We start from the raw sequence: 23,941 nt of genomic DNA on the forward strand, positions 1-23,941 counted from the left end.
CGACTGCATCCTGGTAGCGCGCGACCGCAGCGGCCAGACCATCGACGCCGTGACCGGTCGCGGCGCCTTGAAGGTAGCCCAACTGGTCAAGCACTTACTGCCAAAACTCGATCCCCAGGCGCTGCTGGTCACCGATGCCAACGCCGCCTATCCCGCCTTTGCCCGCGCCCATGGCGTCGCGCACCAGGCCGTCAACCTCAGTGCCGGCGAGCGCGTCCGCAACGGGGCCGAGGGCGCCATCCATGTGCAAAATGTGAACGCCTATCACCGGCGCTTCAAGGAATGGCTGGCGCGCTTCCATGGCGTGGCGTCGCGCTGGCTCACCAACTATCTGGGCTGGCATTGGGCGCTCGATGGCGGGAGAGTCTCTTCTGTCGTGCAATTGCTGCGTATTGCATTCGGGGTCATCAACAGGTAACGATGACAGCGCCAAACAAGAAAGCGTCCCGGCCCGGCAGGCCGGAACGCTGGCAACGATGTCAGGCCGCGGGACGACCCGGACGCGGCTGCGGCGCCATCGGCGGCACCGTGATCTGTTCGTTCAGGCGCAGGAACTTGAAGCCGGCCAGCGCCTGGCCGCGCTTGCCCGCGCGCGCATTGCGCTCCTGGCGCTCGAGCGTGCGCCCGATATACGATTCGAACGTCTCCTCGCGCACCTGCGGTTCGGCCGAATGCAGGAAGTGGCGCTCGCCGTTCGGCCCCAGCACCACCAGGCCCACGTGCGAGGCCCAGTATTCGCCGTCGCGGGTCGAGATCACGTTGACGAAATCCCCCTCCTGCAACTGGCTGGCGATGGCCGCCACCTGCTCCTTCGGCACATAGGCCTGGCGGCTGGTCTCGACCGGGATCTCGCGCACCGTGTTGTGGCGGGTGGCCAGGAAGCGCGCGCGGTCGACCTTCATGTCGTACGCAGGGCCGCCGGCGCCGGCCAGTTGGGCGCTGACGTCGGTCACCAGCCAGCGGTTGGCCACGTTCCAGTCCATCTCGGTGTAGTGGTTGCGCGTGGCCACGCCGATCACGCCGTCGCGGTAGCGGATCCGCTGCAGCATCCAGAAGAATTCTTCCCACGTGCCGGACAAGGCCATCGCATAGGTATGCTCGGCGAACACCACGCAATCGCTCTGCGCCAGGCTATATAGAGGCAGGCTGTCGTGGATCTCGTAGGGGAACTCGCCCAGCAGGTGCAGCGAGTAGGGCTGGCCGATGTTCTGGCGGCCGATCGCGGCGATGCGCTTCTTCAGGTCCGGCTCGGCGCCCTGCATGTGGGCGATGTACTGGCCGGCCTCGAAAGGCGTCATCTGGTAGACCTGCTTTTGCAGCAGGGCGGACAGCGGCGTCGGTGGCGGCGGCGCGCCCGGGATGGATTTGGTGGCGGGCGCGGTCGCGCACCCGGTCAGGACGGCGCTGGCAAGCAGCAGGCAGGTAAGGCGCATGGCGTTCATCAATGTGGGGAAAAAACGTCAAGCTAATCTGGTGCGCCTGGCTTGGGTAATGAAATTTCTTCGCACATCCATAACCGCAGGAAGGGCGACTTTATGTACATTCCTTCAAGTTATATAGAAGCGAACACAAGTGATTATTCACAGGTGAAATGAACATGAATACTCGGAGCATGGCAGCCTTCAGTCTGCCTTAAGCAATAACGATAGCACTATTCCCAGGAGAGAGATGATGTTCAAGCAGAAGCCGCTCGCAGCGGCCGTATCGATGGCAGTCTGGAGCCTTGCAGCCCTGCCGGTCATGGCCCAGGACGCACCGGCCGACACCCCGATGCAAACGGTCGAAGTGACCGGTATCCGCGCCTCGATGGCCAAGTCGCTGGCGGTCAAGCGCGATGCCTCGGCCAACGTCGAGGTGATCACCGCCGAAGACGTGGGCAAGATGCCGGACAAGAACCTGGCCGACTCCCTGCAGCGCCTGGCCGGCGTGGCCGTGCGTACCGATTACGACGAGGCCGAGAAGGTCTCGATGCGCGGCACCAACCCGGACATGTCGCTGATCGTCTTCAACGGCCACACCGTCAGCAGCGCCGACTGGTACGTCGCGGACCAGGCCTCGAGCTCGCGTTCGACCAGCCTGTCGCTGATGCCGTCGCACGTGCTGAACCAGGCCGTGGTCTACAAGACCTCGCAGGCCAACATCATCGATGGCGGCCTGGCCGGCACCATCAACGTCTCGACCCGCAAGCCCCTGTCGCAGAAAGAGCGCTTCTCGGGCGTGGTCAGCGTCGGCGCCAGCTACGCCGACCTGCCGGGCCGCTACGCGCCCGACATGAACGGTTCGGTCACCTGGAAGAACGAAGAGGGCACCTTCGGCGTGCTGGCCTCGCTGTTCTCCGAAAAACGCTATGTGCGGCGCGACTCGGTGTCGCGCTTCGCCTACGGCACCAATAGCGGCTGGGACGTAATCAACACCTCGACCATGCTGGGCATCACCGATGCATCGCTGGCCGGCACCGGCCTCAAGGCCTCGGACCTGAACGGCGTGCGCCTGCCGGGTTCGATGAGCTCGGAATTCGTGGAATCGGTGCGCGACCGCAAGGGCGGCATGCTGTCGCTGCAGTTCAAGCCGAACCGCGACCTGGACGTCAGCCTCACGGGCTTTCACTCGTCGATGGACGCCGACAACCATGGCCGCCTGACCTCGAGTGCGATCTACTCGATGCTGCTTGGTAAAAACCATCCGCTCGGTTCGACCGCTGCCGCCGCCGTCAACACCAACTCCAACGGCCAGCGCGTCTACGCCCAGATCCGCAACCCGATGATCGTCGACGAGACCACTGTCTATGGCCACCCGCTGAAAGTGCTGAAGTCGGCCGACATCATGTATGCGGACGGCACCAGCCCGCAATACGTCGGCAACTCGGAAGGCTTCTTCCGTGAAGGCGCCAAGGCCGAAAGTTCATTCCTGGACCTCGACGCCAAGTACCGCGTCAACGACGACCTGACGGTCAAGACCCTGCTGTCGGCCACGCGTGGCGTCGGCTCCACCGAGCTCGATCAGGGCCTGACCCTGGCGCGTTACGGCACCGGCATCTCGTATGCCCTGGGCGGCCTGCACGATGCGCCGTATGTCCAGTACCACGGCGCCGGCGCCAACCAGCCGGGCCTGAACGCCGACGGCAGCGGCTACCGCGTGGTCGATCGCGCCGCCTCGGGCGTGCGCACCGTCGACAAGGAATGGAGCGCCCAGTTCGACGCCGAATACCGCGTCGACCGCGGCATCTTCCAGTCGCTGGAAAGCGGTGTGCGCTTCTCGGACCACGAGCGCACCAGCGGCCGCCGCGGCCCGGCCTTCCGCGCCAACCTGACCGTGCCCGGTACCGGCGCGCTGGTCGGCAATCCGGCCACCCCGACCACCGGCTGGCAGCCGTATCCGGGTGATTTCGGCGATGGCCTGGGTGGCAACGGCTGGGACAATACCGGCTTCACCTATACCAAGGACGGCACCATCGACTACATCTCGGGCGCCACCAAGGAAACCTCGGAAGCGTGGGAACGCCGGGTCAGCTCCGAGATCGACATGAAGGAGCGCCAGAGCGCCGCCTACATGATGGCCAACCTGGAGGGCGAACGCTGGTCGGGCAACCTCGGCCTGCGTTTCACGCGCACCGAAGTCAAGGCCAATATCGCGACCCCGATCCCGACCGGCGCCTGCGACCGTTCGGCGCCGGGCCAGCCGGCCACCGTCTGCGCCGGCTATCCGGGCGCAATCACCGATGCCGGCGACGCCACCCCGATCCCGGACGGCCAGCCGTTCGATCCGAAGGCCGGCACCATGTATTACAAGACGCCGACCAAGCGCACCTTCGACAACTGGCTGCCAAGCTTCAACCTGCGCTATGAGCTGAACCGCGACATGATCGCGCGCTTCGGCGCCAGCCGCACCATCGGCCGCCAGAACTACAATCTGCTGGGCAGCGGCTTCGTCGGCCCGACCTGCGACGCCAACGGCTGCCGCGTGACGGGTCCGAATCCAGACCTGCGCCCGCTCACTTCGGACAATATCGACATCGCCTGGTCGTGGTACTTCGCGCCGCGCTCGCTGGTTGGCGTGTCGGTGTTCCATTCGAAGATCGACGGCTACGTGAAGACCGGCGCCACCGGCTCGTCGACGGTCGACCTGGTCGACCCGCGCGACAACACGGTCAAGGCCTTCGCGATCAACAGCTCCTCGCAGCAGGGCGCCAAGATCCACGGCATCGAAGTGCAGTACGAGCAGCCGTTCGGCAGCACGAACTTCGGCTTCACCTCGAACGTCAGCCGCGCCAAGACCCGCGTCGACGATGGCCGTCCGATGGTCGGCGCGTCTGAATGGGCCGGCAACCTGGGCCTGTACTACGAGGACGACAAGATCTCGTCGCGCCTGGTGGCCAACTACCGCGGCGAGTACGTGAACAGCACCACCGCGCCGTCGCCGACCGCCAACAGCCAGGGCCTGTCGGTGATCAACGGTATCGCGATGCCGACTGCACCGACCTATGCCGACGCCGTGACCACGCTGGCCTTCTCGGCCAGCTACAACCTGGCCAAGAACCTGGTGCTGACGTTCGACGCGACCAACCTGACCAACGCCAAGCGCGCCCAGTATCGCTACAGCGAAGAAGAGCAGCAGAAGCTGGACGTCAGCGGCCGCCAGTACTATCTGAACCTGAAGTACAAGTTCTGATCCGGCCGGGCTTCACCAGCCACCGTCGTCCCCGTGCAGGCGGGGACCCAGGTTCTGCGCAGTCCACTTGCTTCACCGTGGGTGGCTGCGCTGGCACAATTGGGTCCCCGCCTTCGCGGGGACGACGATTTTTGCCGGTGGCAGGAACGACGTTTTTCGGCAGGCGAAAGAGGAGAGCTGCAAGCCTGCTCATCTGTATTGACGCGCGAAGTGTGCGTCACCTAACGGTGCAATGGCGCAGGTTTCGATAAGATGCAGCTGTCTGAGTGAGGAACGCGCGATTCGATTCGCTGCCATCCGAAACCTCAACAGGTTAGCCGGTCGCCTCGAGGATCGGCACCAATTTCAGGGCCGCGCCCACAGCAGTCAGGCGCGGCCCATAACGGAAGCGGAGGTTGCCATGTACGATGTCAAGCATCCAACCAAGCACCTGGTGCGCGCCTATCTCGAACGTCGCTCGCGCGACCCGAAACCGCCGCCGACCCCGGAAGAAATCCGGCGCCAGCTTGGCTGGGGCATGCTGATGCCGGCCGACCTCAAGATGGGCACCAACCGCTCCTGAGCTTCGCTTCACTCTTTTCGCGCCGACGTCCCGCGAGGACGCGGCGCCCAGCCCACCACAGGAGACATCCATGACCAGCAAGATCGGCAGCAAACACATCGCCCAGCACCGCGGCAAGAAGGAACGCCTCGAGATCAAGCGCACCAATGTGGCGCGCGAAGCGGTGCGCCAGGCCGAAGCCCGCGCCAAGTACCGCAACCAGCCGAAAGGCCAGGCCCAGCGCGAGCAAGCGCAGACGGCTGCCTGATTTACCCCATACGCTGCACAAAGCCCGCCTGCGAAGCGGGCTTTTTTACGTCCATCCTGCCCGATCTTCTCCATTCGCCGCCTTCCAGCCGCCATTCACCGAATAGCGCTTTCGCGATTGCCTTCCCGTTTGCTATCGTGTATCCAGTTCGATAACGAGAGGAGTCACGCAATGGAGTCCGAAGATGCCTATCGCTGGCGCAAGCAGGTGCTGTGGGGCCTGCTCCTGATCGTCGTCGGCGCGGTGGTGCTGCTCGACCGCCTGCACTATATCGATGCCCAGGATTACTGGCATTACGCCCCCTTGCTGCTGGTCGTGGTCGGCATCGGCCAGACCATCGGCTACCCGAGCCCGAAGGAATTCGGCAACGGGCTGTGGACCGTGTTCACCGGCCTGTGGCTGTTTGCCGTGCTGGAGAATGCTTTTGGCCTCACCTTTCGCAACAGCTGGCCGCTGTTCATCCTGATGTGGGGCGTTAAGCTGGTGCTGGATCCATTCATCGCGCGCCGCTTCGCCAACAATCAACGGAGCCGCCATGAAAAATGATCCGCATGCAAAAGGCGTGACCAGCCAGGTCGTGCTCGGCCTGCTCGTGATCGGGATGGGGCTGCTGTTCCTGCTCGATAACCTGGGCCTGGTCGACATGCACCGCGCCTTCTCGTTCTGGCCGATGTTGTTCGTCATCGTCGGCACCGTCAAGCTGTGCGACACCCGCACCCAGGGCGGCACCCTGCTCGGGGCCGGGCTGGTCGGCGTCGGCATCCTGTTGATGCTGGACCGGATGGACATCATCGACTTCAGCTGGCGCACCATCTGGCCGCTGGTCCTGATCGGCCTCGGCGGCTTCCTGGTGGCGAAGGCGCTGCGCGGCAAGCGCGCGCTGGAACACGGGGTGGCGATGGTCGACGGCGCGCCGGTGGACGTGGGCATGGGCGAGGTGCTGGACATCACCGCCATCCTGGGCGGCTACGAGCGCCGCGTCACGAGCCAGAACTTCCGCGGCGGCGAAATCACGGCGGTGATGGGTGGCTGCGAACTCGATATGCGCGGGGCCTCGATCCAGGGCGAGGCGGTGGTCAATGTGTTCGCCTTCTGGGGCGGCGTGACCATCAAGTGCCCGCCCGACTGGGCCATCGTCCTGCATGGCACGCCGATCCTGGGCGGCTTCGAGGAAAAGACCATCGCGCCGCCGGACAATAGCAAGCGGCTGGTCATCCGCGGCTACGCGATCATGGGTGGCGTGGAAATCCGCAACTGATGGGCGGCGGATTCTGGGCGCGGCGCAGCGCCGCGCTATACCTGGCGGCCTGGCTGATGCTGGGACTGATGCTGGCCGGGCTGCTGTCCGCCACCGGCGGCTCCGGCCTGGCGGCCAGCCTGCTGTTCGCGCTGCCGCTGGTGCTGGTCTATGCCGCCGTGTGCGGCTTCTCGGCCTATTACCTGTGCCGCGCCTATCCGCTCGGGCGCAAGTCGACGCCGGCGGTGCTGGGCGTGTTCTTTCTCACCGCCGTATGCGCGGCCCTGCTGTGGTGCGCCGCGGCGTCCGGCTGGGCCGCGTGGTGGCAGTGGCTGGCGCCGCAGGGGCAAGGGCAGGCCGTCGCAATGTCGCGCCCCCTGACGGCGGTGATGTTCGGTGTCGGCGTACTGCTGTACGGGATGACCGCCTGCGCCCATTACCTGGCGCTCGAGTTCGAACGCGCGCGCGGCCTGGAGCGGCGCGAGCTGGAACTGAAGCTCCTGGCCCAGGACGCCGAACTGCGCATGCTGCGCACCCAGGTCGATCCGCACTTCCTGTTCAACAGCCTCAATTCGATCAGCGCCCTGACCGCGATCGACGCCGGCGCGGCGCGCGACATGACCTTGCAGCTGGCGGGCTTCTTTCGCCAGACGCTGGGACTGGAGGCGCACCGCAAGGTGACGGTGGCCCAGGAAGTGGAACTGGTCGAGCGTTTCGTGGCCATCGAACAGGTGCGCTTCGGGCCGCGCCTGGGAACGGAGCGCCATGTGGACAAACAGGCCGAGGCTTGCCTGCTGCCGCCCATGATCCTGCAGCCGCTGGTCGAGAACGCGGTCAAGCACGGCATCGGCCAGCTGCTCGATGGCGGCATGGTGCGCGTGCACGTCGAGCGGGCCGGTTCGCAGCTCAGGCTGCGGGTGGAGAACGACGTCGATCCGGATGGCTCCGGTGGGGCCGCGGGCGGCGGCATCGGCCTGGCCAATGTGCGGGCGCGCCTGCTGGCGGAGTACGGCACCCAAGCAAGCGTACATGCGGCGCGCGTGGAGAATATTTTCAGGGTGGAGCTGGTGCTGCCCGCCGACACTGGAGAGTAAGGGATGCGAACCCTGATCGTGGACGACGAACACCTGGCGCGAGCGCTGCTGCGCGAATACCTGGCGGCGCATCCCGACGTCGAGATCGTGGGCGAATGCGCCAACGGTTTCGAGGCGGTGAAGGCGATTGCCGAGCACGATCCCGACCTGGTCTTCCTGGACATCCAGATGCCCAAGCTGGACGGCTTCGAAGTGGTGGAGCTGGCCGGCGCCAAGCCGCACTATATCTTCGCCACCGCCTACGACCGGTTCGCGCTGCGCGCCTTCGAGGTGCATGCGCTCGACTACCTGCTCAAGCCATTCTCGCGCGAGCGCCTGGCCGAGGCATTGAATCAGGCGCGCCTGCGTTCCCCGCAGCCGACCCGGATCGAGGCCGTGGTGAAGGAGGCGCAGGCACGCCAGCAGCCGCTCGAACGGATACTGATCAGGGATGGCGCCCGCGTGCACGTGGTTGCCGCCAACAGCATCGACTACATCGAGGCCCAGGACGACTATGTGCGGATATGCGCCGACGGCAAGGCTTACCTGAAGCACCAGCGCCTGTCCGAACTCGAAGCGCAGCTCGATGGCGCCATGTTCGTGCGCATTCACCGCTCCTATATCGTCAATGTCGGCGCGGTCGAGCGCATCGAGCCAGTCAGCAAGGACAATTATTGCGCCGTGCTCAGGGACGGCGTCAAGCTGCCGATCAGCCGCAGCGGCTACCAGAAGATACGCGAACTACTGGCGTAAGTTCTACTGTGACCCGAGCTCCCACCAAGCCGGCATCAAGGTCCTGATGCCCGGCTGGGCAAAGCGGTCGTCGATCAGCCACACGACGCCGCGATCCTGCTCGGTGCGGATCACGCGGCCGGCCGCCTGCACCACCTTCTGGATGCCGGGATACAGATAGGTGTAGTCGTAGCCGGCGCCGAACAGCGCCTGCATCCGCTCGCGCAGCTGCTCGTTGACGGGATTGACCTGGGGCAGTCCGAGGGTGGCGACGAAGGCGCCGATCAGGCGCTCGCCCGGCAGGTCGACCCCTTCGCCGAAGGCGCCGCCCAGCACCGCAAAGCCCACCCCTGAACCGCCAACGGCGAAGCGGTCGATGAAGCCCTGGCGATCGTGCTCGCTCATGCGGCGCTCCTGGCGCCAGGCCGGGATGGTCGGGTCCAGCCGCTCCAGCGCGTTCGCCACCTTGTCGAGATAGTCGAAGCTGCTGAAGAAGGCCAGGTAGTTGCCGGGACGGTCGCGGTACTGGCGCGCGATCAGTTCGGCGATCGGCTGGACCGAGGCCGCGCGCACCTGGTAGCGGGTCGAGATGCCGCGCGCGATGTGGACCTCGAGCTGGCTTGCCTTGAACGGCGATTCGACTTCGACCCAGGCCGTGTCTTCCGGCATGCCGAGGGTATCGAGGCAGTAGTGCCAGGGCCCGAGCGTGGCCGAGAACAGGGTACTCGAATGCGTGGCGGAAAAGCGCGGGCCGAGGAAGGGCGCCGGCACCACGTTGCGGATGCAGATCGTCGAGTCGCGCAGGGTGGGGCGATCGGCGTCCCGGCTCAGGTCGCACAGCGAGTGCGGCCCGAACGATTCGGCCAGGCGCACGAAGCCCATGGCGTCGAAATAGAAGCGCTGCAGGTCGGGGTCGAGCGGGCCGGGGAAGGCCGCAAGGTGTTCGTTGATGGCGCTGCCCATCTCCTGCAATGCATCCACCAGCTTCGATGGAATCTTCTCGAGCAGCTGGTAGGGCGCCGGCGCCGTCTTGTCGACCGCGGTCCAGGCCCGGCCCACGCGCTCCAGCGCCTTCTTGATGCCCGGCGGCGCGCCGGCGCGGGCCAGGCGCAGCAGCTCGCGATCGAGTTCGGTGCTGTACATCGAGCGCGCACGGCCGACCAGGTTATGGGCCTCGTCGACCAGCAGGCTGGTTTTCCAGCCGTTGTTCAGCGCCAGCGCGTACAGCATGGCGCTGCCGTCGAAATAATAGTTATAGTCGCCGACGATCATGTCGGACCAGCGCGCCATCTCGCTGCCCAGGTAATAGGGACAGACCTCGTGCGCCAGGGCGACTTCGCGCAGCGCCTCGCGGTCCAGTACGAGCACCTCGGCCGCGGCCGCGCGGGCGGCCGGAAGGCGGTCGTAGAAGCCGCGCGCCAGCGGGCAGGATTCGCCATGGCACTGCTTGTCGGGATGCTCGCAGGCCTTGTCGCGGGCGGTGAGTTCAAGCACCCGTAAGGGCGCCTGGCTGGCGCCGCACAGGGTCGCGGCGCCGTCCAGCGCCAGGCGTCGCCCGGGCGTCTTCGCGGCGAGGAAGAACACCTTGTCGAGCTTCTCGCGCGGCATGGCCTTGAGTACCGGGAACAGGCTGCCCACGGTCTTGCCGATGCCGGTCGGCGCTTGCGCCAGTAGGCAGCGCCCGCCCGTATTGGCGCGGTAGATGCTTTCGGCCAGCTGGCGCTGGCCGGGACGGAAGTCGGCATGCGGGAACGACAGCCCGGTCAATGCGGCATCGCGCGCCGCGCGGTGCGCCGCTTCACTGGCTGCCCAACCCGAGAAGCGTTGGCACAGACCGTCGAAATGCGCGCGCAGCCAGGCGCTGTCGCGCGTTTCGCGCAGCACGGTTTCGACGCCGCTGGCGATGTCGTAGTAGACCAGGGCCAGCTTGACCGATTCCATGCCCTGTTCCTGGCACATCAGGTGGCCGTAGACGCGCAGCTGGGCCCAGTGCAGGTGGCGGTGGTTGTCGGGAATGGCGTCGGCCCGGCCGCGGTGGGTCTTGACCTCTTCGATCAGGTTTTCATTGGCGTCGTAGCCGTCGGCGCGGCCGCGCACGTGCAAGTCGTTCCACTGGCCGGACAGCGCGACCTCGCTGCGGTAGCCGTCGCCGCGGCGGCCGGCCACGACGGCGTGGCCGGCAATGCCTTCCTGGGCGCTGGGGGAGGGGGTGAAGCGCAGGTCGAGGTCACCCTGTTTGGCGGTGAACTCGCACAGGGAGCGTACGGCGATGGTGTAGCTCACGTAATCCTAAGCCGCCATCTCGAGCCACTGCAGGTAGCACACCGCCACCGGCATCTCATGCACCGCGCAGTAGTCGATCCAGCGCAGCTGGTTGTCCTGCAGGCGGTCGCCCGGGCCCTTCACCTCGATCATCAGGTAGCGGGCCTCAAGCGGCCAGAACTGGATCAGGTCGGGGAAGCCCGTGCGGTTTTCCTTGACGTCGGCCAGGATGCGTTCGCACCACTTGCGCAGGTGGGCGGGCGGGATGCAGGCCAGGGCCAGTTCGATGAGCTCGGGCGTGACGCCGTCCCAGTGCACGAAGGGCGATTGCAGGCCGGCTTTTTCTTGATACGTGAGCCGGATCGTGTCGCGGTAGCTGCCGCTGTCCAGCTCCGCCAGGCAGGCGGCGAACTCCGCGCGACGGCGCTGGTGGAAGTCGGCGCTGTGCAGGTCGGCCGGGCCGCGGTGGAAGGGGTGGAAGAAGGCGCCCGGGATGGCGGCGAACACGGCGCGCCAGCACAGCAGGCCGAACAGGGTATTGGCCAGTGCGTTCTCGACGTAGAACACGGGGGCATCGGCCCCGTGCAGGTGGCCGCGCACGGCGCCCTCGACCCAGCGTTCGCCATTCGGCGGCGCCAGGCACAGCTCGATGCGTTCGACCTGGGTTTTGCCGCGCGGGGCCAGGCGCGCGTGGCCGAGGCGGCGGGCCAGGCGCGGCGCGATGCGGGCCAGGTGCTGGCGCTCGGCATCGTTCTCGGGCGCGGACTGCGCTTGAAGCAACAGGGCATGCGCCTGCTCGAAGCGCTCGTGTTTTTCGAGCACGCGGATCGCTCGCGCCCGCGCGCCGGGAAAGCGGCAGCGCGCGTAGGCGGCGAAGGCGCCGTCCCAGTTCTTCAGCTTTTCGTAGTGCTGGCCGATCTGGAACGTCAGTTTTTCGCGCCGGCCCTCGAGCCAGTCATTGTCGAAAGCGTGCACGGGCAGGTCGCGCACGACGTCGTCCACGTCTTCGCCGGCGGCGAAGCGCTCGCGGCAGGCATGCAGTTGCAGGTAGTGGTCGACGTCGGCGCGCTGGCGAAAGCCGCGCGAGGCGGGCGAGATGTCCACGCTTTCGTAGCGGAACAGGCCCAGGTCGGACAGCACGAAATCGGTCCAGCCCTGGTGCAGGTTGCCGAAGAAGACCAGGCGCAGGCGGTCGCACAGCGGCTTGACCAGGATGCGCCAGGCGATGTCGGGACAGGCCGGATGCCAGCCGGAGAAGCGCCGCGCCTCGGGAAACACGGGGCGCAGGGCGTCCAGCTGTTCTTCCTTGCGCGCCGTCTTGCGCGGCAACTGGGCGCCGAAGGCGTCAAGGAGCTCGGGCTTGGACAGCAGCTCGAACAGCTCGTCGAGCGTGAGTTCGGGGTCGGGCTCGATCCAGCCGGTGCCGAGCAGGTGTTGCGCGGCCTCGACCGGGCAGCCGATCTCGGCATAGCTCAGTTTGCTGGCCCGGAACAGATTGCCCTTACGCATGACCATGCGCACGAACAGGGCGCGCGCATTGTGCGGCAAGCAGGGAAACCCGGCCAGGAAGGCATGTTCGCCGTCGTCCAGCAAGTCGCCATAGCGTTCGCCGATCCAGTCGAGGACCCGCTGGAAGTTATCCAGATAATAAAACTCGTTTTCCAACACCCTGATCATGAGCAAACGCCTAACCTGTGCTTATATACAGTATAGCGTTTTCCGGCGCTGGCCGCCCGGCTGGTGCGGCCTATTTGCCACGCTTAACGTGCCGGAGGGGCAGGGGCTTCGTCTTCCGTCGGAGCGGCATGACCGTTGGCATGGTAGATCACGGCCGAGATCAGGGCGACGTCGCTGTCGTCCTGGGACTCGCCGGTGCGCGCGGGATTGACCGTCCGGACAGGACGTGTGGCCTGGCGTGATGCTTGGGCCCGGGGGCGGGTTGGCGCGGCGGCGCGTGCTTCCGGACGGCGCGGCAGCGGGGCCGCCTTGACGGGCGCCGGCGCGGCCTTGGGCGGGGCCGCAGGCACGGTGGCCGGCTCGAGCAGGCGCAGCGGGGGAACGGGCGCAGGCGCCGCCGCCAGCACCGGCTCCGGCGCAGGCGCAGCGTCGACGATCACCGCCGTCTCGACCGGCGCAGGGGCCATCTCCGCGATCGGGGCGGGCGCCGCCTCGGGCCGCGCCACCTCGAGCGGCGCAGGACCGGCGCCGGCCGCCAGCCAGGCCAGCGTCGCCGTCAAACCCACTGCGACCGTCACCGCCGCGCCATACCAGGCCAGGCGCCCGCCATTGCCAGTGCCCGCGCGGCGCGCCGGCTCGCGCTCGAGCTTGGCGAGGATGCTGTCTTCACGGCCGCCGCGGCGCGACGACGACATCAGGTTGGGACGCATATGCGCATGCATGCGGTTGTCTTGATTTTCGTCTGATGGACGCACGACATTACTCCTAAGATTGGCTTCTGCTGTTCTGATTAGAAACAATCCTGGGGAGTCCGATGCTGATCTTTATCGCCCTTCTGTACGTTTGTCTCGCTTCAGGCCTGGCTTGGCTTGTTCTTTTTCCAAGTGGACGCGCATGGATGTCGCGCGGAATGCATGTCGTGCGCGGTCTGGCCGGCCGCGCAGGGGCCTGGGGCCATGCCGGCACGCGCGCCGCCGGCGCCATGCGCGACAGCGTGACCTTGTCGCTGCGCGAGCGGGTGGTGCAGGGCGTGCGCCGCCATCAGGTGCTGCTGGCCATCGGCGCGCCTGCGGTGTTGATTCCATCGCTGCTGGCGCTGGCCCTGAGCAATCCGGCCATGCTGCCGGTGTACGAGGGCAGCACCGCCTTGCCCGACGAGCAGGTGGCGGCGCTGCTGGCCGGCGAGCAGCTGGTGCCGCCGGTGGCGCTGCCGCCGGGCGTATTTACCACGGCCGAGGTCGAGCTGGTGCGGCCGATGCTGGTTGGCGCCAGCCGCAACTGGGGCTTGCTGCATCCCGACTTCAGCCAGCGCCTGCTGCTGGCGTTCAAGATCATGAAGGAACAGCATGGCTACGAGATGGCGCTGCTCGAAGGCTACCGCAGTCCGGCGCGCCAGGATGAGCTGGCTGCAAGCGGCGGCCACGTGACCAATGCGCGCGCCTTCCAGAGCTGGCACCAGTACGGCCTGGCGGCCGACTGCGCCTTCCTGCGCAACGGCAAGCTGGTGATTTCGGAAAGAGATCCGTGGGCGATGCGCGGCTACCAGCTGTATGGCCAGGTGGCCGAATCGCTGGGCCTGACCTGGGGCGGGCGCTGGAAGATGATGGATTTCGGCCACATCGAATTGCGCATGCGCGGCGTGATGGGGCGCTGAACCGGTGCCTGCGGGCTGTTGCGCAATTTTTCGGATTTTGGCCGCATTGCGCAGAGTCAAGCAGCGTGCCGTATGCCCGTGCGACCATTTCCTGTGAGATTTTTCTACAAGAGACCCCCGCCATGGCACGACTCTGGAAGTACCTAGCCGACAGCCGCGTGCTGGTCGCGATCGGTGTCGCCGCGCTGGCGGCCATTCTGGTAATCGGCGCCGGCCTGCTCGGCCTCGGCATCGTGTGGGCCGCCATCGGCGCCCTGGCGCTGCTGGCCGGCTGGGGCATCTGGTGGATGCTGCGCCGCGCCTGGCGTGCACACCGTGCGCGCAAGCTGGCGGGCGCCATTGCCGGCGCAGCCGCCACCGACGAAGGCGGCAAGGACGAAGTCGCGGTGCTGCGCAAGAACCTGCTGGAGGCGGTCGGCACCATCAAGACCTCCAGGCTGGGCCTGACCCGCGGCGCCGCGGCCCTGTACGAACTGCCGTGGTATATGATCATCGGGAACCCGGCGGCCGGCAAGAGCAGCGCCATCGTGCACTCGGGGCTGAGCTTCCCGATCCCCGGCAACAAGGCGCTGCAGGGCGTGGGCGGCACCCGCAACTGCGACTGGTTCTTCACCACCGACGGCATCCTGCTTGATACGGCGGGGCGCTACTCGGTGCAGGACGACGACCGTGTCGAATGGTTCGGCTTCCTGGATCTGCTCAAGCGACACCGCCAGCGCGCGCCGATCAACGGCATCCTGATCGCGGTCAGCGTCGCCGAGCTGATGGCCGGCCCGGCCACCGCCTCGCACGAACTGGCCAAGAACCTGCGCACCCGGGTGCAGGAGCTGACCGAGCGCCTGGGCGTGCACGCGCCGGTGTACGTAGTCTTCACCAAGGCCGACCTGGTCGCCGGCTTCGTCGACTTCTTCCACGACAGCGAACAGGCCGAGCGCGAACGGATCTGGGGCGCGACCCTGCGCTATAACCGGCGCGCCGCGCCGCAGGACGTGTTGGCCTTCTTCGACGAGCACTTCGACGAACTGGTCGACGGCCTGAAGGAAATGAGCCTGGCCGGCATGGGCGCCAACCGCAGCACGATGCTGCGTTCCGGCGTGTTCACCTTCCCGCTGGAATTCGCCGCGCTGCGCACGCCGCTGCGCGCCTTCCTGGCCACGCTGTTCGAAGACAATGCCTATCAGTTCAAGCCGGTGTTCCGCGGCTTTTACTTCACCAGCGCGCTGCAGGAAGGCAGCGTGCAAGACCTGTCGAGCCGGCGCGTGGCCAGCCGCTTCGACCTGGCGCTGCTGGAGCGGAAGGGTGGGGAGGCTTCTGGCGAGCCGGCAGGTTCGCAGTCTGGGTATTTTCTGCTGGAGCTGTTCCGCAAGGTGATCTTCGCCGACCGCGAACTGGTCAAGCGCTACACGAATCCATCCGCGGCGCGCTGGAAACTGGGCGCCTTCTTCGCCGCCACGATCCTGCTGGGCTGCGCGATGGGCGGCTGGTCGTGGTCGTATATGGGCAATCGCCAGCTGGTCGCCAATGTGCAGTCGGATCTCGACAAGGTGATGAAGCTGCAGGCCGGCCGCATCGACCTGCAGTCGCGCCTGGAGGCGCTCGACATCCTGCAGGACCGCATCGAGCAGATCGAACGCTACGCCGACGACAAGCCGTGGGCGCTGGGCTTCGGCCTGTACCAGGGCGAGGTCCTGGCGCGCAAGCTGCGCGACGAGTACTTCGCCGGGGTGCGCGCGGTGATGGTCGAACCGGTCGCCGGCGCGCTCGAGACCATGCTGACGCAGGTGAACAACAAGGCCGCCGGACTTGAGCCGGTGGGCCAGGTGGCCGCGCCCGCATCTGTCTCCGCCACCGCGCCCAGGCTTGGCCAGCCCTACCAGGACGCGTCGCCCACGGATGTCGGCGACGCCTACAACGCGCTCAAGACCTATCTCATGCTGGGCAATAAATCGTACGCCGAGCCGGGCCACCTGAACGACCAGCTCACACGCTACTGGCGCGGCTGGCTGGAAACGAACCGCGGCAGCATGCCGCGCGAGCAGATGATCCGCAGCGCCGAGCGCCTGATGACCTTCCACCTGGCCCACATCGACGACCCGGCCTGGCCGCAGATTTCCAATAAACTGGGCCTGCTCGACACCACCCGCGAACACCTGCGCCGGGTGGTGCGCGGCACGCCGGCGCGCGAGCGCGTGTATGCCGACATCAAGACCCGCGCCGCCACCCGCTTCCCGGCGGTGACGGTGGCGCGCATCGTCGGCGAGCAGGATGCGGCGCTGGTGGCCGGCAGCCATGCCATCGGCGGCGCCTTCACCCGCGCGGCCTGGGACAAGTTCGTGCTGGGCGCGATCCGGGATGCCTCGAACAAGGAACTGAACACGGTCGACTGGGTGCTCAAGACGGCCGCGCGCGACGACCTGACCCTGGAAGGCAGCCCGGAACAGATCCAGAAGGCGCTGATCGACCTGTACAAGGCCGACTATGCGCGCGAATGGTCGAAGTTCGTGCAGGGCGTGGCGATCGCCGACCTGCGCGGCTTCGACGCCAGCGTGCAAGCCATGAACCGCCTGGGCGACCCGCAATCCTCGCCGATTGCCAAGCTGCTGAGCACGATCTACGAAGAGACGGCCTGGGACAATCCGGGCGGCCTGCGCGCGCCCATTGGCAAGACCGAGCGCGGCGCGATCGAGTGGTTCAAGCAGGTGGTCTTGCGGCGCGCGCCGTCCGACGCGCGCACCCTGGCCGACACCGTCGATCCGGCCCAGCTGCTGGCCCAGCAACAGCAGGGCGCGGGGCCCATCGGCCGCGAGTTCGCCGGCGTGGCGCGCCTGGTCGGCGCCAGGGAGAAGGAGGCGTCCCTGATGACCGGCTACCTCGACGCGCTCTCTCGCCTGCGCACGCGGCTGAACGCGCTCAAGAACCAGGGCGACCCGGGCCCCGGCGCCAAGCAGTTCATGCAGCAGACGCTGGAGGGCAGCGGCTCGGAGCTGGCCGACGCGCTGCGCTACGTCGACGAACAGATGCTGACCGGGATGAGCGACAGCCAGAAACAGGCGCTGCGCCCGCTGCTGGTGCGCCCGCTGACCCAGACCTTCGCCATGATCGTGCTGCCGTCCGAGGCCGAGATCAACAAGACCTGGCAGGCGCAGGTGGTCGAGCCGTTTACCCGCACGCTCGCCACCAAGTACCCGTTCGCCCAGGAGTCCAGCGTCGAGGCGACGCCGGGTGAGATTGGCCAGGTGTTCGGCCCCGAGGGCGCGGTGGCCAAGTTCGTGGGCACGGCGATGGGGCCGCTGGTGGTGCGGCGCGGCGACGTGCTGGCGGCGCGCACCTGGGCCGACATCGGCATCGCGCTGGCGCCGCAGGCGGTGGCCGCCTTCCCGGGCTGGGTGGCGCCGCTGTCGAACAACGGCGTGGCGGCCAGCGGGGCGGCCCAGACCGTGTTCCAGGTGCTGCCCCTGAGCGCGCCCGGCACGCTCGAATACACGCTCGAGATCGACGGCCAGCAGCTGCGCTACCGGAACACGCCCCCAAGCTGGAGCAATATGGTCCATCCAGGACCGCAGGGTGTCTCGGGAGCGCGGGTCTCGGCCGTCACCTTCGATGGGCGCACGGTGGAGCTGTTCAACCAGCCGGGCCAGTTCGGGCTGCAACGCCTGTTCGAGGCGGCCCAGCGCACGCGCAAGGACGGCGGCGTGTTCGAACTGCGCTGGAGCGCGCAGAATGTGTCGGTGGCGGTCGACCTGAAGATCGTCAGCAGCCCGCAGTCCACCGGGGGCGGCCAGAGCCAGGCCCAGGGCTTCCGCGGCCTGCGCCTGCCGCCGGCGATCGTCGGGCGCCATGATGTCCAGAACGCAGCGCCGGCGCTGGCCAGCGCGGGAGCCCAATGATGCGTGCGGACCGCATCGGCTACTTCGGCAAGGTCCCGGCGCGCGCCGATTTCGTCAAGCTGGCCCATGACCCGGCCGCGATCGGCATGCTCGACGCCTGGCTGGCGCAGGTGATGACCTTGCTGCCGTCGGATGCGCGCTGGCGCTTTCACTACGATGCGATGGCGCCGGTGAGCTTCGCCCTGGTCGGCCCGGCGCGTCACCACGCGGTGGCCGGCCACCTGCTGGCCAGCCACGACCAGTCGGGACGGCGCTTCCCTTTTCTTGCCACCCGCACGCTGGCGGTCAGCGACCCCGCCGCCTTCGTCGCCCGTTGCCCGCTGGCCTTCGCGCCGCTGTGGGTATTCCTGGAAGAGATCTGCCCCAAGGTGCTGGGCGAGGGCGATCCCGCCGCCTACCTGCAGGCGATCGCCGACAGCGCGATCGGGCTCGGGGACGAGGCGGCATTGGCGCGCTGGATGGAGCACGGCACGATCGCCTCGCTCGATTCATTGCTGGACCGCTGCGGGGTGGCTCGCTTGGTGCTGGCGCTGGGATTGCTGCTGCAGCCGGTGATGCACAGCCAGCCGGCCGAGCTGCACAAAAGCCTGGTGCTGCCGCTGCCGCACAACCCGTCGGCGCGCTATCCGGTGGCCGCCTTCTGGCTCGAACTGATCACGCCTTTTTTGCGCCGCGCGCAATTCGACCTGGCGCTGTTCATCACGCGCCAGGAAGAACGGCCGGTGCTGGTGGTGGGTTTTTGCGCGGCGCTGGCGGAAACCCTGCGCGCCGTGATCGACCCGCTGGTGGGCGCCGAGCTGCAGGTGCGGTTGCTGGACACGGACTGGATCGACGAGCAGCTGCAGTTCGACGCCGACGTGCGCCAGCTGTCGAGCCACCTGGCCCAGCCCGACCTGCCGCTGTCGCTGGCGCGCGACCTGTTCATGAAGACCTTCATTGGAGCCTGACGTGAAACTCCGCACTCTGACCCTGTTGCTTGGATTGATCGGCGCCTTTCCCTTGGCCGCGCAGACGCCGCCCGGCGCGGCTGAGGCCCCGGTCGTTGTCAGCGGCATGGTCGCCGACGAAGCCGCCAAGGCCGCGCTGCTCGAGCGCCTGCGCGGCGTGTACGGGGCGCAGCGGGTGGTCGACCAGCTGTCGGTCGGCACCGTGTCGACGCCGGCCAACTGGAACAATTACGTGGGCAGCCTGATCGGACCGAGCCTGCGCCTGGTGAAGGGCGGCCAGCTGAAAGTCGAGGGCAACAGCGTCAGCCTGCGCGGCGACGTGGCCAGCGAAGCCCAGCGCCAGCAGATCGCCGGCGAGATCGCGGCCCGGCTCAATCCGACCTATACGGTCAATAACGGCCTGCGGGTGACCGTGTCGCAGCAGGGCGTGCTGGATGCGGCGCTGGCCGACCGCATCATCGAATTCGAGTCGGGCAAGGCGACCCTGACCCCTGCCGGCACCGAGGTGCTGGACGGGATGACGGCGGCCCTGAAAAAGCTCAATGGCGTGAAGGTCGAGGTGATCGGCCACACCGACAACGCCGGCTCGCGCGCCGGCAACCTGTCGCTGAGCCAGGCGCGCGCCGAGGCGGTCAAGTCCTATGTGGTGAGCCAGGGGATCGCCGAAGAGTCGATCGCGGTGTCGGGCGAAGGCCCGGACCGGCCGGTGGCCGACAACCGCACGCCGGAGGGCAAGGCGCGTAACCGGCGGATCGAGTTCAAGGTGATTCAGTAAGATCTGGCCCGCTCACATGGCCCGTCGTTCCCGCGAAGGCGGGAACCCAAGCTCCTTTGCGTAGCCCAAACCGCGATTCAGGCCCGCACGCAGACTTGGGTACCCGCCTTCGCGGGTACGACGTGCTGAGGCTAACGTTAAAAGCTGATCAAGGCAGCGTGATGGTCACATGCGCCGCCTTCGGCGGCAGCTTGACCAGGTCGTTGTAGTGCGCCAGCGCGAACTCGGACTCGTTGCCCAGCACCGTGCGAAAGCCGACGTAGGCGCCCAGCCCGGCCAGCGTGAACACCGACGCCAGCACCCACAGCGACAGGTCGCTGCGTAGCCGGTTGACCACCTGGTCTGGCCGTTCGGCGTGCGGCGCGAAGCCGCGCGTGCGGCCGCGCATGCGGGCGATCTCGTCGCCCAGGCGCGCCACCAGGTAGTCCAGCTTGTCCTTGCCGTCCAGCGCATAGCGGCCCTGGAAACCCAGCAGCAGGCACATATGGAAGACCTCCAGCGCCTCGACCTGCTGCGCGCCCTTGGCCCGCAAGTCTTCCAGCCGGTGGAAGAAATGCTCGCCGGCGAGCTGGTCGCCGAATACGCGCAGCTGCAACGGACGGGTTTCCCAGGCCTCGCGCACCTCGTAGCTCGAGCGCAGGATGATTTCGTCCACCGCCGAGCAATAGGCGTACTTGGCCGCCGTCACGTCTTCGGCCGCGATGCCGAGCGCCTTGGCGCTGCGGTCGACGTCGGCCAGGAAGGCGGTCATATTGTCGGCGAAGGCGCCCTTGTCCTGGGGGCCGCAGCCGTTCTTGAGCAGGAACAGGGCGTGGAAACCCTCGTACATGATGTCCACCAGCCGCTGGCGGCGGTTGGCGAGTTTTCCATCCTCGCCTCTGGGCGCGGCGCGGCGCTCGACGAAGGCGCTCATGCCGACACCGCGATCAGTTCGAGGCGCAGTTCGCGCACGCCGCTCGGCACGTACACCGAGATCGCCTGGGCCTTGAGCATTGCCTCGTACAGCGCGCAGCGGCCTTCGAGCACGAAATAATAAGTGTCGGGCCGCACCGGGATCGCGCTCGGCACCTGGGGCGCATGCACCAGCTTCACGCCGGGCAGCGCCGACAGCACGAATTTGTCGACGTCTTCGGGGGCCCCGACCTTGAACTGCAGCGGCACCGCCTCGACCAGGCGCAGCGCCGGCATGTCGGCCGCCACCGCCAGGTACAAGGTGGTCTGGGCGTTGATGCGGCCCGAGTCGAGCGCTCCGTGGTAGTAGGATGCGCGGTCCTTGTGCAGGGCGATGGTGAAGTAGCGCGACGAGATGACGGTGTCCAGCAGGTCGCGGATGATACCGTCCAGGCGCGCGAACTGCGGGCCGGGATCGGCGTGGACGTAGGAGGGCAGGTCCTCGAGCCGGTAGCTACGCGAATAGGTCATCAGTCCTCCGGCCAGTTCAAGCATGGCGCCGTACAGGCGCTCGGGATGCAGCTCGCGGTGGTGCAGGTAGTGGGCCAGCGCCGCATAGCCGGCGCTGGCCGTGTGCAGCAGCCAGAACGAGGACACGTCGCCGCCGCGGATCTCGACCACGTTGCGGCTCGGCTCGCGCAGGTCGCCATACAGCGCGTTGACCTTGGCCAGCAGCTTTTCCATCAGGCGCGCCAGGCCGATGTAGAGGCCGGCGCCAGGCATCGTCACGGCGTCGATCGACAGGCTGGGCGGAATGAAGCCGGGATCGATCTCGAAGCCGCCGGTGGCCACGCGCCGCAGGCGCAGCAGCGCAAAGCTTTCGTAGGCTTCCAGCGGCTCGCTGTCGGCCACCAGGCGCAGCGCCTTGCGCAGGTAAGTGATGGGGGCGTCGGCCGCCTGGGTATACAAGTCCTGGGTCTCGCGATCGATGCGCCCGAAGCGCACGTCGATGGTCTCCAGGGCGTCCAGGCCGTTGGCGCAGTTGTCGCCGTGCGTGCGCAGCGCCGGCAGGGCGGCGTGGTAGGTGACCGTCTGCTGCGCCGGCGGCAGGTCGCCCAGGCGCACCTGCGGCGGCAGCACGTCGTCGCCCGGTGCGCGCACCACTTCGCCGTCGGGGAATAGCAGCGACAGCTCGTCGATGCGCAGGATGTCGCTGCGCAGCGCGTCGAGATCGACCGCCAGCTTGCGCACGCCCCAGCAATACGGGTGCAAGGCGCAGGCGGTCTGGTTCAGGCGCCCCTCGTGGTAGCGGTCCTGCTGCTGGAAATGCTGGGGCCGCAGGAACAATCCCTCGCCCCATAAGACCTTGGATGGCATCACGATCGCCTCCTCGCCGTTCAGAAAGGACTAGCTTGCAGGAAAGTCATAAACGATTATTGACAGCGCACAGAGCCGAGCGCCGCAGCGCCGCCTTTCCCCACTGAGCCGACGCTCATCGCGCAGGCGTGTAGCCCGACGTTCAGGCCGTCCCGCTCGGCGTCGAGGCTGCTGACTGCAGTGCGCCAGCGGCCGGAGGCCGGGGTGTGGAACAGGGCCACGATGCCGACGTGGCCGGCTTCGCGCGCGACTTTTTCCGTCACCTCGTAGCGCTGGCCCGGCACCAGCATGATCTCGCGCACCTCGACCAGGTCGGCGCCCAGGCTCTCGCGCTCCAGGCGCGGGTCGAGGAAGGTGGCGTAGGGCGCGCCCTCGAAGGCGTCCTTCTGGCGCAGCTTGTACAGGCGTACCGCCAGCGCCAGCGGCTGGCCGCGCGCGTCCACGTTCAGGCGCGTGGCGGCGTGCAGCTTGAGCGGCACGTTGCGCGGCGGTTTTTGCGACTCGGGCAGTTCGGCCGGCTTGCGCAGGCCGGCCGCTTCCAGGGCCACGCTGGCCAGCGGCGCCAGCGCGGCGCCGCCGCAGCCGGCAAGCGCCGCCACCAGCGCGGTTGCCGCCGTCAGCAGGCTGACCCGGTTGAGCTTCCTCATCAACGATCTCCTCGCAATTGTCTTAAGGCACCAGGCTTGGATTGAAACCCATCCGCACCAGGCCGCGCTGACACCGCGCAAACGCAAGCGATATCCAACGGTCCATTGCTGAACTCGCTTTTCATTGACAGTGCACAACTTCTCGGAAAGGGCGATGCGAATAATGGGGGCTTGTTCACCCACTGGAGAGACGAACATGTTCCGCAAACGCCTGTTACCCCTGCTGGTCGGGGTCGCCGCCCTGGCCGGGTGCGCCACCGACGGCACGGGCACGACCGCCAAGCGCGCCGCCGTGTCCGAAAACATCTATGCCGAAGCCGATGCCGCCCTCGCGGCCGGGCAGAGCGACAAGGCCGTCAGCCTGCTCAAGGCGGCCAGCGTGGCGCATCCGGTCGACAAGAAACCCTGGGTGCGCATGGCCCAGATCCGCTTCGACGCCACCCAGTACGGCGACGCCATCAGCAGTGCGCAGGAAGCGCTGGCGCGCGATCCCGACGACACGCTGGCCTACAGCATCCTGGCCGTCAGCGGCCTGCGCGTGGCCAGCAAGGCGCTGGCCGACCTGACGCGCAAGAACAATCTGCAGGGTTCGGTGCGCAGCGAAGCGCAAGACCTGGCCAAGCTGCTGCGCACCAGTCTGGGCGAGGAGGTGCTGGTCACGACCCGTCCGCCTGTGCGTCCGGCGTCGACCCGCAAGACCCCGGGCCAGCCGGCGGTGGCGGCGCCGCAGCGTCCTGCGGCCGGCAGCGCCAGTCCGTTCGACGTTTTGAAGTAATCCCATCTTCCCCCACTGGAGTCGACATGGCCAAGAGCGAAAGCGTACAAAAACGCTTGCAGAAGGTGCGCGCGCCGCGCGTGCAGATGACCTATGACGTCGAGATCGGCGACGCGATCGAGAACAAGGAGCTGCCCTTCGTGGTCGGCGTGGTCGGCGACTTCGGCCTCGATCCCAAGGCCGAGAAGAAGCGCCTCAAGGACCGCAAGTTCGTCAATGTCGACGCCGGCAATTTCGACGAGGTGCTGGGCGCCGTCGCGCCCGTCGCCACCTTCAAGGTCGAGAACCACCTGTCGCCGGAAGGCGGCCAGTTCGGGGTGCAGCTGCAGTTTCGCGAGATGGATGACTTCCGGCCCGAGTCGGTGGTGCGCCAGGTGGCGCCGCTGGCCGGGCTGCTCGAAGCGCGCACCAAGCTGGCCGACCTGCGCAACAAGCTGGCCGGGAACGACAAGCTCGAAGACATCCTGACCGAGGTGCTGGGCAATACCGAAAAACTCGACAGCCTGCGCAAACCAGGCAAAGGGGAGTGA

The 23,941-nt window shown here is 67.3% G+C and carries 21 protein-coding genes; 14 read left to right on the forward strand and 7 right to left on the reverse strand.

The features are described from left to right. On the forward strand, positions 1–418 hold a 418-nt coding region (locus SOM61_RS22005; RefSeq protein WP_320476059.1), incomplete at its 5' end, for an IS1595 family transposase. A 61-nt stretch (positions 419–479) separates the two neighbouring features. Here the strand turns inward: SOM61_RS22005 and SOM61_RS22010 are convergent. Further along, complete coding sequence (locus tag SOM61_RS22010; RefSeq protein ID WP_320476060.1) at positions 480–1,433, reverse strand: N-acetylmuramoyl-L-alanine amidase-like domain-containing protein; 954 nt, start codon at positions 1,431–1,433, stop codon at positions 480–482. 235 nt (positions 1,434–1,668) lie between these two features. On the opposite strand from SOM61_RS22010, the gene SOM61_RS22015 reads away from it, so the two are divergent. The 7 genes from SOM61_RS22015 to SOM61_RS22045 all read left to right on the forward strand — a co-directional run bounded on the left by SOM61_RS22015 (position 1,669) and on the right by SOM61_RS22045 (position 8,540). Then, entirely contained in the window at positions 1,669–4,668 is a 3,000-nt protein-coding gene (locus tag SOM61_RS22015; protein WP_320476061.1) for a TonB-dependent receptor, read from the forward strand. A gap of 400 nt (positions 4,669–5,068) precedes the next feature. Continuing rightward, positions 5,069–5,230 carry a hypothetical protein gene (locus SOM61_RS22020; RefSeq protein ID WP_320476062.1) on the forward strand — a complete coding sequence of 54 codons (162 nt, stop codon included), beginning with the start codon at positions 5,069–5,071 and terminating at the stop codon, positions 5,228–5,230. A gap of 70 nt (positions 5,231–5,300) precedes the next feature. After that, a complete protein-coding gene (locus tag SOM61_RS22025) occupies positions 5,301–5,477 on the forward strand; it encodes a hypothetical protein (protein ID WP_320476063.1) in 177 nt (58 codons plus the stop codon). A 171-nt stretch (positions 5,478–5,648) separates the two neighbouring features. Beyond that, on the forward strand, positions 5,649–6,023 hold the full coding sequence (locus SOM61_RS22030) for a LiaF transmembrane domain-containing protein (protein WP_320476064.1): 375 nt from the start codon (positions 5,649–5,651) through the stop codon (positions 6,021–6,023). Then, on the forward strand, positions 6,013–6,735 hold the full coding sequence (locus SOM61_RS22035) for a LiaI-LiaF-like domain-containing protein (protein WP_320476065.1): 723 nt from the start codon (positions 6,013–6,015) through the stop codon (positions 6,733–6,735). The genes SOM61_RS22030 and SOM61_RS22035 overlap by 11 nt, the downstream gene beginning before the upstream one ends. Further along, positions 6,735–7,808 (forward strand): sensor histidine kinase, encoded by a 1,074-nt coding sequence (locus tag SOM61_RS22040; protein ID WP_320476066.1) that lies wholly within the window; start codon positions 6,735–6,737, stop codon positions 7,806–7,808. The genes SOM61_RS22035 and SOM61_RS22040 overlap by 1 nt, the downstream gene beginning before the upstream one ends. Positions 7,809–7,811: 3 nt before the next feature. After that, complete coding sequence (locus SOM61_RS22045; protein WP_320476067.1) at positions 7,812–8,540, forward strand: LytR/AlgR family response regulator transcription factor; 729 nt, start codon at positions 7,812–7,814, stop codon at positions 8,538–8,540. 3 nt (positions 8,541–8,543) lie between these two features. Here the strand turns inward: SOM61_RS22045 and SOM61_RS22050 are convergent, their stop codons facing one another. The 3 genes from SOM61_RS22050 to SOM61_RS22060 form a co-directional block, all read right to left on the reverse strand. Next, entirely contained in the window at positions 8,544–10,802 is a 2,259-nt protein-coding gene (locus SOM61_RS22050) for an ATP-dependent DNA helicase (protein WP_320476068.1), read from the reverse strand. 6 nt (positions 10,803–10,808) lie between these two features. Continuing rightward, positions 10,809–12,458 (reverse strand): VRR-NUC domain-containing protein, encoded by a 1,650-nt coding sequence (locus SOM61_RS22055; RefSeq protein WP_320476069.1) that lies wholly within the window; start codon positions 12,456–12,458, stop codon positions 10,809–10,811. A gap of 83 nt (positions 12,459–12,541) precedes the next feature. After that, positions 12,542–13,213 (reverse strand): hypothetical protein, encoded by a 672-nt coding sequence (locus tag SOM61_RS22060; protein ID WP_320476070.1) that lies wholly within the window; start codon positions 13,211–13,213, stop codon positions 12,542–12,544. Between the two features lie 59 nt (positions 13,214–13,272). Here SOM61_RS22060 and SOM61_RS22065 point away from each other — a divergent pair, with 59 nt between their 5' ends. The 4 genes from SOM61_RS22065 (at position 13,273) to SOM61_RS22080 (ending at position 19,721) form a co-directional block, all read left to right on the forward strand. Beyond that, a complete protein-coding gene (locus tag SOM61_RS22065) occupies positions 13,273–14,112 on the forward strand; it encodes a M15 family metallopeptidase (protein WP_320476071.1) in 840 nt (279 codons plus the stop codon). Between the two features lie 122 nt (positions 14,113–14,234). After that, a complete protein-coding gene (gene tssM, locus SOM61_RS22070; RefSeq protein ID WP_320476072.1) occupies positions 14,235–17,999 on the forward strand; it encodes a type VI secretion system membrane subunit TssM in 3,765 nt (1,254 codons plus the stop codon). Beyond that, a complete protein-coding gene (tagF, locus tag SOM61_RS22075; RefSeq protein WP_320476073.1) occupies positions 17,996–18,946 on the forward strand; it encodes a type VI secretion system-associated protein TagF in 951 nt (316 codons plus the stop codon). Before tssM ends, tagF begins: the two co-directional genes overlap by 4 nt. Before the next feature lies 1 nt (position 18,947). Continuing rightward, positions 18,948–19,721: an OmpA family protein gene (locus SOM61_RS22080; RefSeq protein WP_320476074.1), complete on the forward strand. Its 774-nt coding sequence runs from the start codon at positions 18,948–18,950 to the stop codon at positions 19,719–19,721. 148 nt (positions 19,722–19,869) lie between these two features. Here SOM61_RS22080 and icmH read toward each other — a convergent pair whose 3' ends face one another. Genes icmH through tssJ form a run of 3 tightly spaced genes read right to left on the reverse strand, consistent with a single transcriptional unit; the run spans position 19,870 to position 22,636 of the window. Continuing rightward, positions 19,870–20,634, reverse strand: coding sequence for a type IVB secretion system protein IcmH/DotU (icmH, locus tag SOM61_RS22085; RefSeq protein ID WP_320476075.1), 765 nt, complete (start codon positions 20,632–20,634; stop codon positions 19,870–19,872). Then, the gene (gene tssK, locus SOM61_RS22090) at positions 20,631–21,989 is read right to left on the reverse strand and encodes a type VI secretion system baseplate subunit TssK (protein ID WP_320476179.1); all 1,359 of its coding nucleotides are present in this window, start codon (positions 21,987–21,989) and stop codon (positions 20,631–20,633) included. The genes icmH and tssK overlap by 4 nt, the downstream gene beginning before the upstream one ends. A 56-nt stretch (positions 21,990–22,045) precedes the next feature. Further along, positions 22,046–22,636, reverse strand: coding sequence for a type VI secretion system lipoprotein TssJ (tssJ, locus tag SOM61_RS22095; RefSeq protein ID WP_320476076.1), 591 nt, complete (start codon positions 22,634–22,636; stop codon positions 22,046–22,048). A gap of 196 nt (positions 22,637–22,832) precedes the next feature. Between tssJ and SOM61_RS22100 the strand changes: the two genes are divergently transcribed. Beyond that, complete coding sequence (locus SOM61_RS22100) at positions 22,833–23,411, forward strand: tetratricopeptide repeat protein (RefSeq protein ID WP_320476077.1); 579 nt, start codon at positions 22,833–22,835, stop codon at positions 23,409–23,411. A gap of 26 nt (positions 23,412–23,437) precedes the next feature. Continuing rightward, complete coding sequence (gene tssB, locus SOM61_RS22105; protein WP_320476078.1) at positions 23,438–23,941, forward strand: type VI secretion system contractile sheath small subunit; 504 nt, start codon at positions 23,438–23,440, stop codon at positions 23,939–23,941.

Origin of the sequence: Massilia sp. CFBP9012, from assembly GCF_034045115.1 — a bacterium.
Taxonomy (GTDB): domain Bacteria; phylum Pseudomonadota; class Gammaproteobacteria; order Burkholderiales; family Burkholderiaceae_D; genus Telluria.

What these genes read in the sequence shown, in the direction of transcription:
- SOM61_RS22035 (WP_320476065.1), top strand. Translation starts at nt 6,013, where the DNA reads ATGAAAAATGATCCGCATGCAAAAGGCGTGACCAGCCAGGTCGTGCTC.
- SOM61_RS22020 (WP_320476062.1), top strand. Translation starts at nt 5,069, where the DNA reads ATGTACGATGTCAAGCATCCAACCAAGCACCTGGTGCGCGCCTATCTC.
- tssJ (WP_320476076.1), bottom strand. Translation starts at nt 22,636, where the DNA reads ATGAGGAAGCTCAACCGGGTCAGCCTGCTGACGGCGGCAACCGCGCTG.
- SOM61_RS22010 (WP_320476060.1), bottom strand. Translation starts at nt 1,433, where the DNA reads ATGCGCCTTACCTGCCTGCTGCTTGCCAGCGCCGTCCTGACCGGGTGC.
- SOM61_RS22015 (WP_320476061.1), top strand. Translation starts at nt 1,669, where the DNA reads ATGATGTTCAAGCAGAAGCCGCTCGCAGCGGCCGTATCGATGGCAGTC.
- SOM61_RS22025 (WP_320476063.1), top strand. Translation starts at nt 5,301, where the DNA reads ATGACCAGCAAGATCGGCAGCAAACACATCGCCCAGCACCGCGGCAAG.
- SOM61_RS22040 (WP_320476066.1), top strand. Translation starts at nt 6,735, where the DNA reads ATGGGCGGCGGATTCTGGGCGCGGCGCAGCGCCGCGCTATACCTGGCG.
- tagF (WP_320476073.1), top strand. Translation starts at nt 17,996, where the DNA reads ATGATGCGTGCGGACCGCATCGGCTACTTCGGCAAGGTCCCGGCGCGC.
- SOM61_RS22100 (WP_320476077.1), top strand. Translation starts at nt 22,833, where the DNA reads ATGTTCCGCAAACGCCTGTTACCCCTGCTGGTCGGGGTCGCCGCCCTG.
- icmH (WP_320476075.1), bottom strand. Translation starts at nt 20,634, where the DNA reads ATGAGCGCCTTCGTCGAGCGCCGCGCCGCGCCCAGAGGCGAGGATGGA.
- SOM61_RS22055 (WP_320476069.1), bottom strand. Translation starts at nt 12,458, where the DNA reads ATGATCAGGGTGTTGGAAAACGAGTTTTATTATCTGGATAACTTCCAG.
- tssM (WP_320476072.1), top strand. Translation starts at nt 14,235, where the DNA reads ATGGCACGACTCTGGAAGTACCTAGCCGACAGCCGCGTGCTGGTCGCG.
- tssB (WP_320476078.1), top strand. Translation starts at nt 23,438, where the DNA reads ATGGCCAAGAGCGAAAGCGTACAAAAACGCTTGCAGAAGGTGCGCGCG.
- SOM61_RS22065 (WP_320476071.1), top strand. Translation starts at nt 13,273, where the DNA reads ATGCTGATCTTTATCGCCCTTCTGTACGTTTGTCTCGCTTCAGGCCTG.
- SOM61_RS22030 (WP_320476064.1), top strand. Translation starts at nt 5,649, where the DNA reads ATGGAGTCCGAAGATGCCTATCGCTGGCGCAAGCAGGTGCTGTGGGGC.
- SOM61_RS22045 (WP_320476067.1), top strand. Translation starts at nt 7,812, where the DNA reads ATGCGAACCCTGATCGTGGACGACGAACACCTGGCGCGAGCGCTGCTG.
- tssK (WP_320476179.1), bottom strand. Translation starts at nt 21,989, where the DNA reads ATGCCATCCAAGGTCTTATGGGGCGAGGGATTGTTCCTGCGGCCCCAG.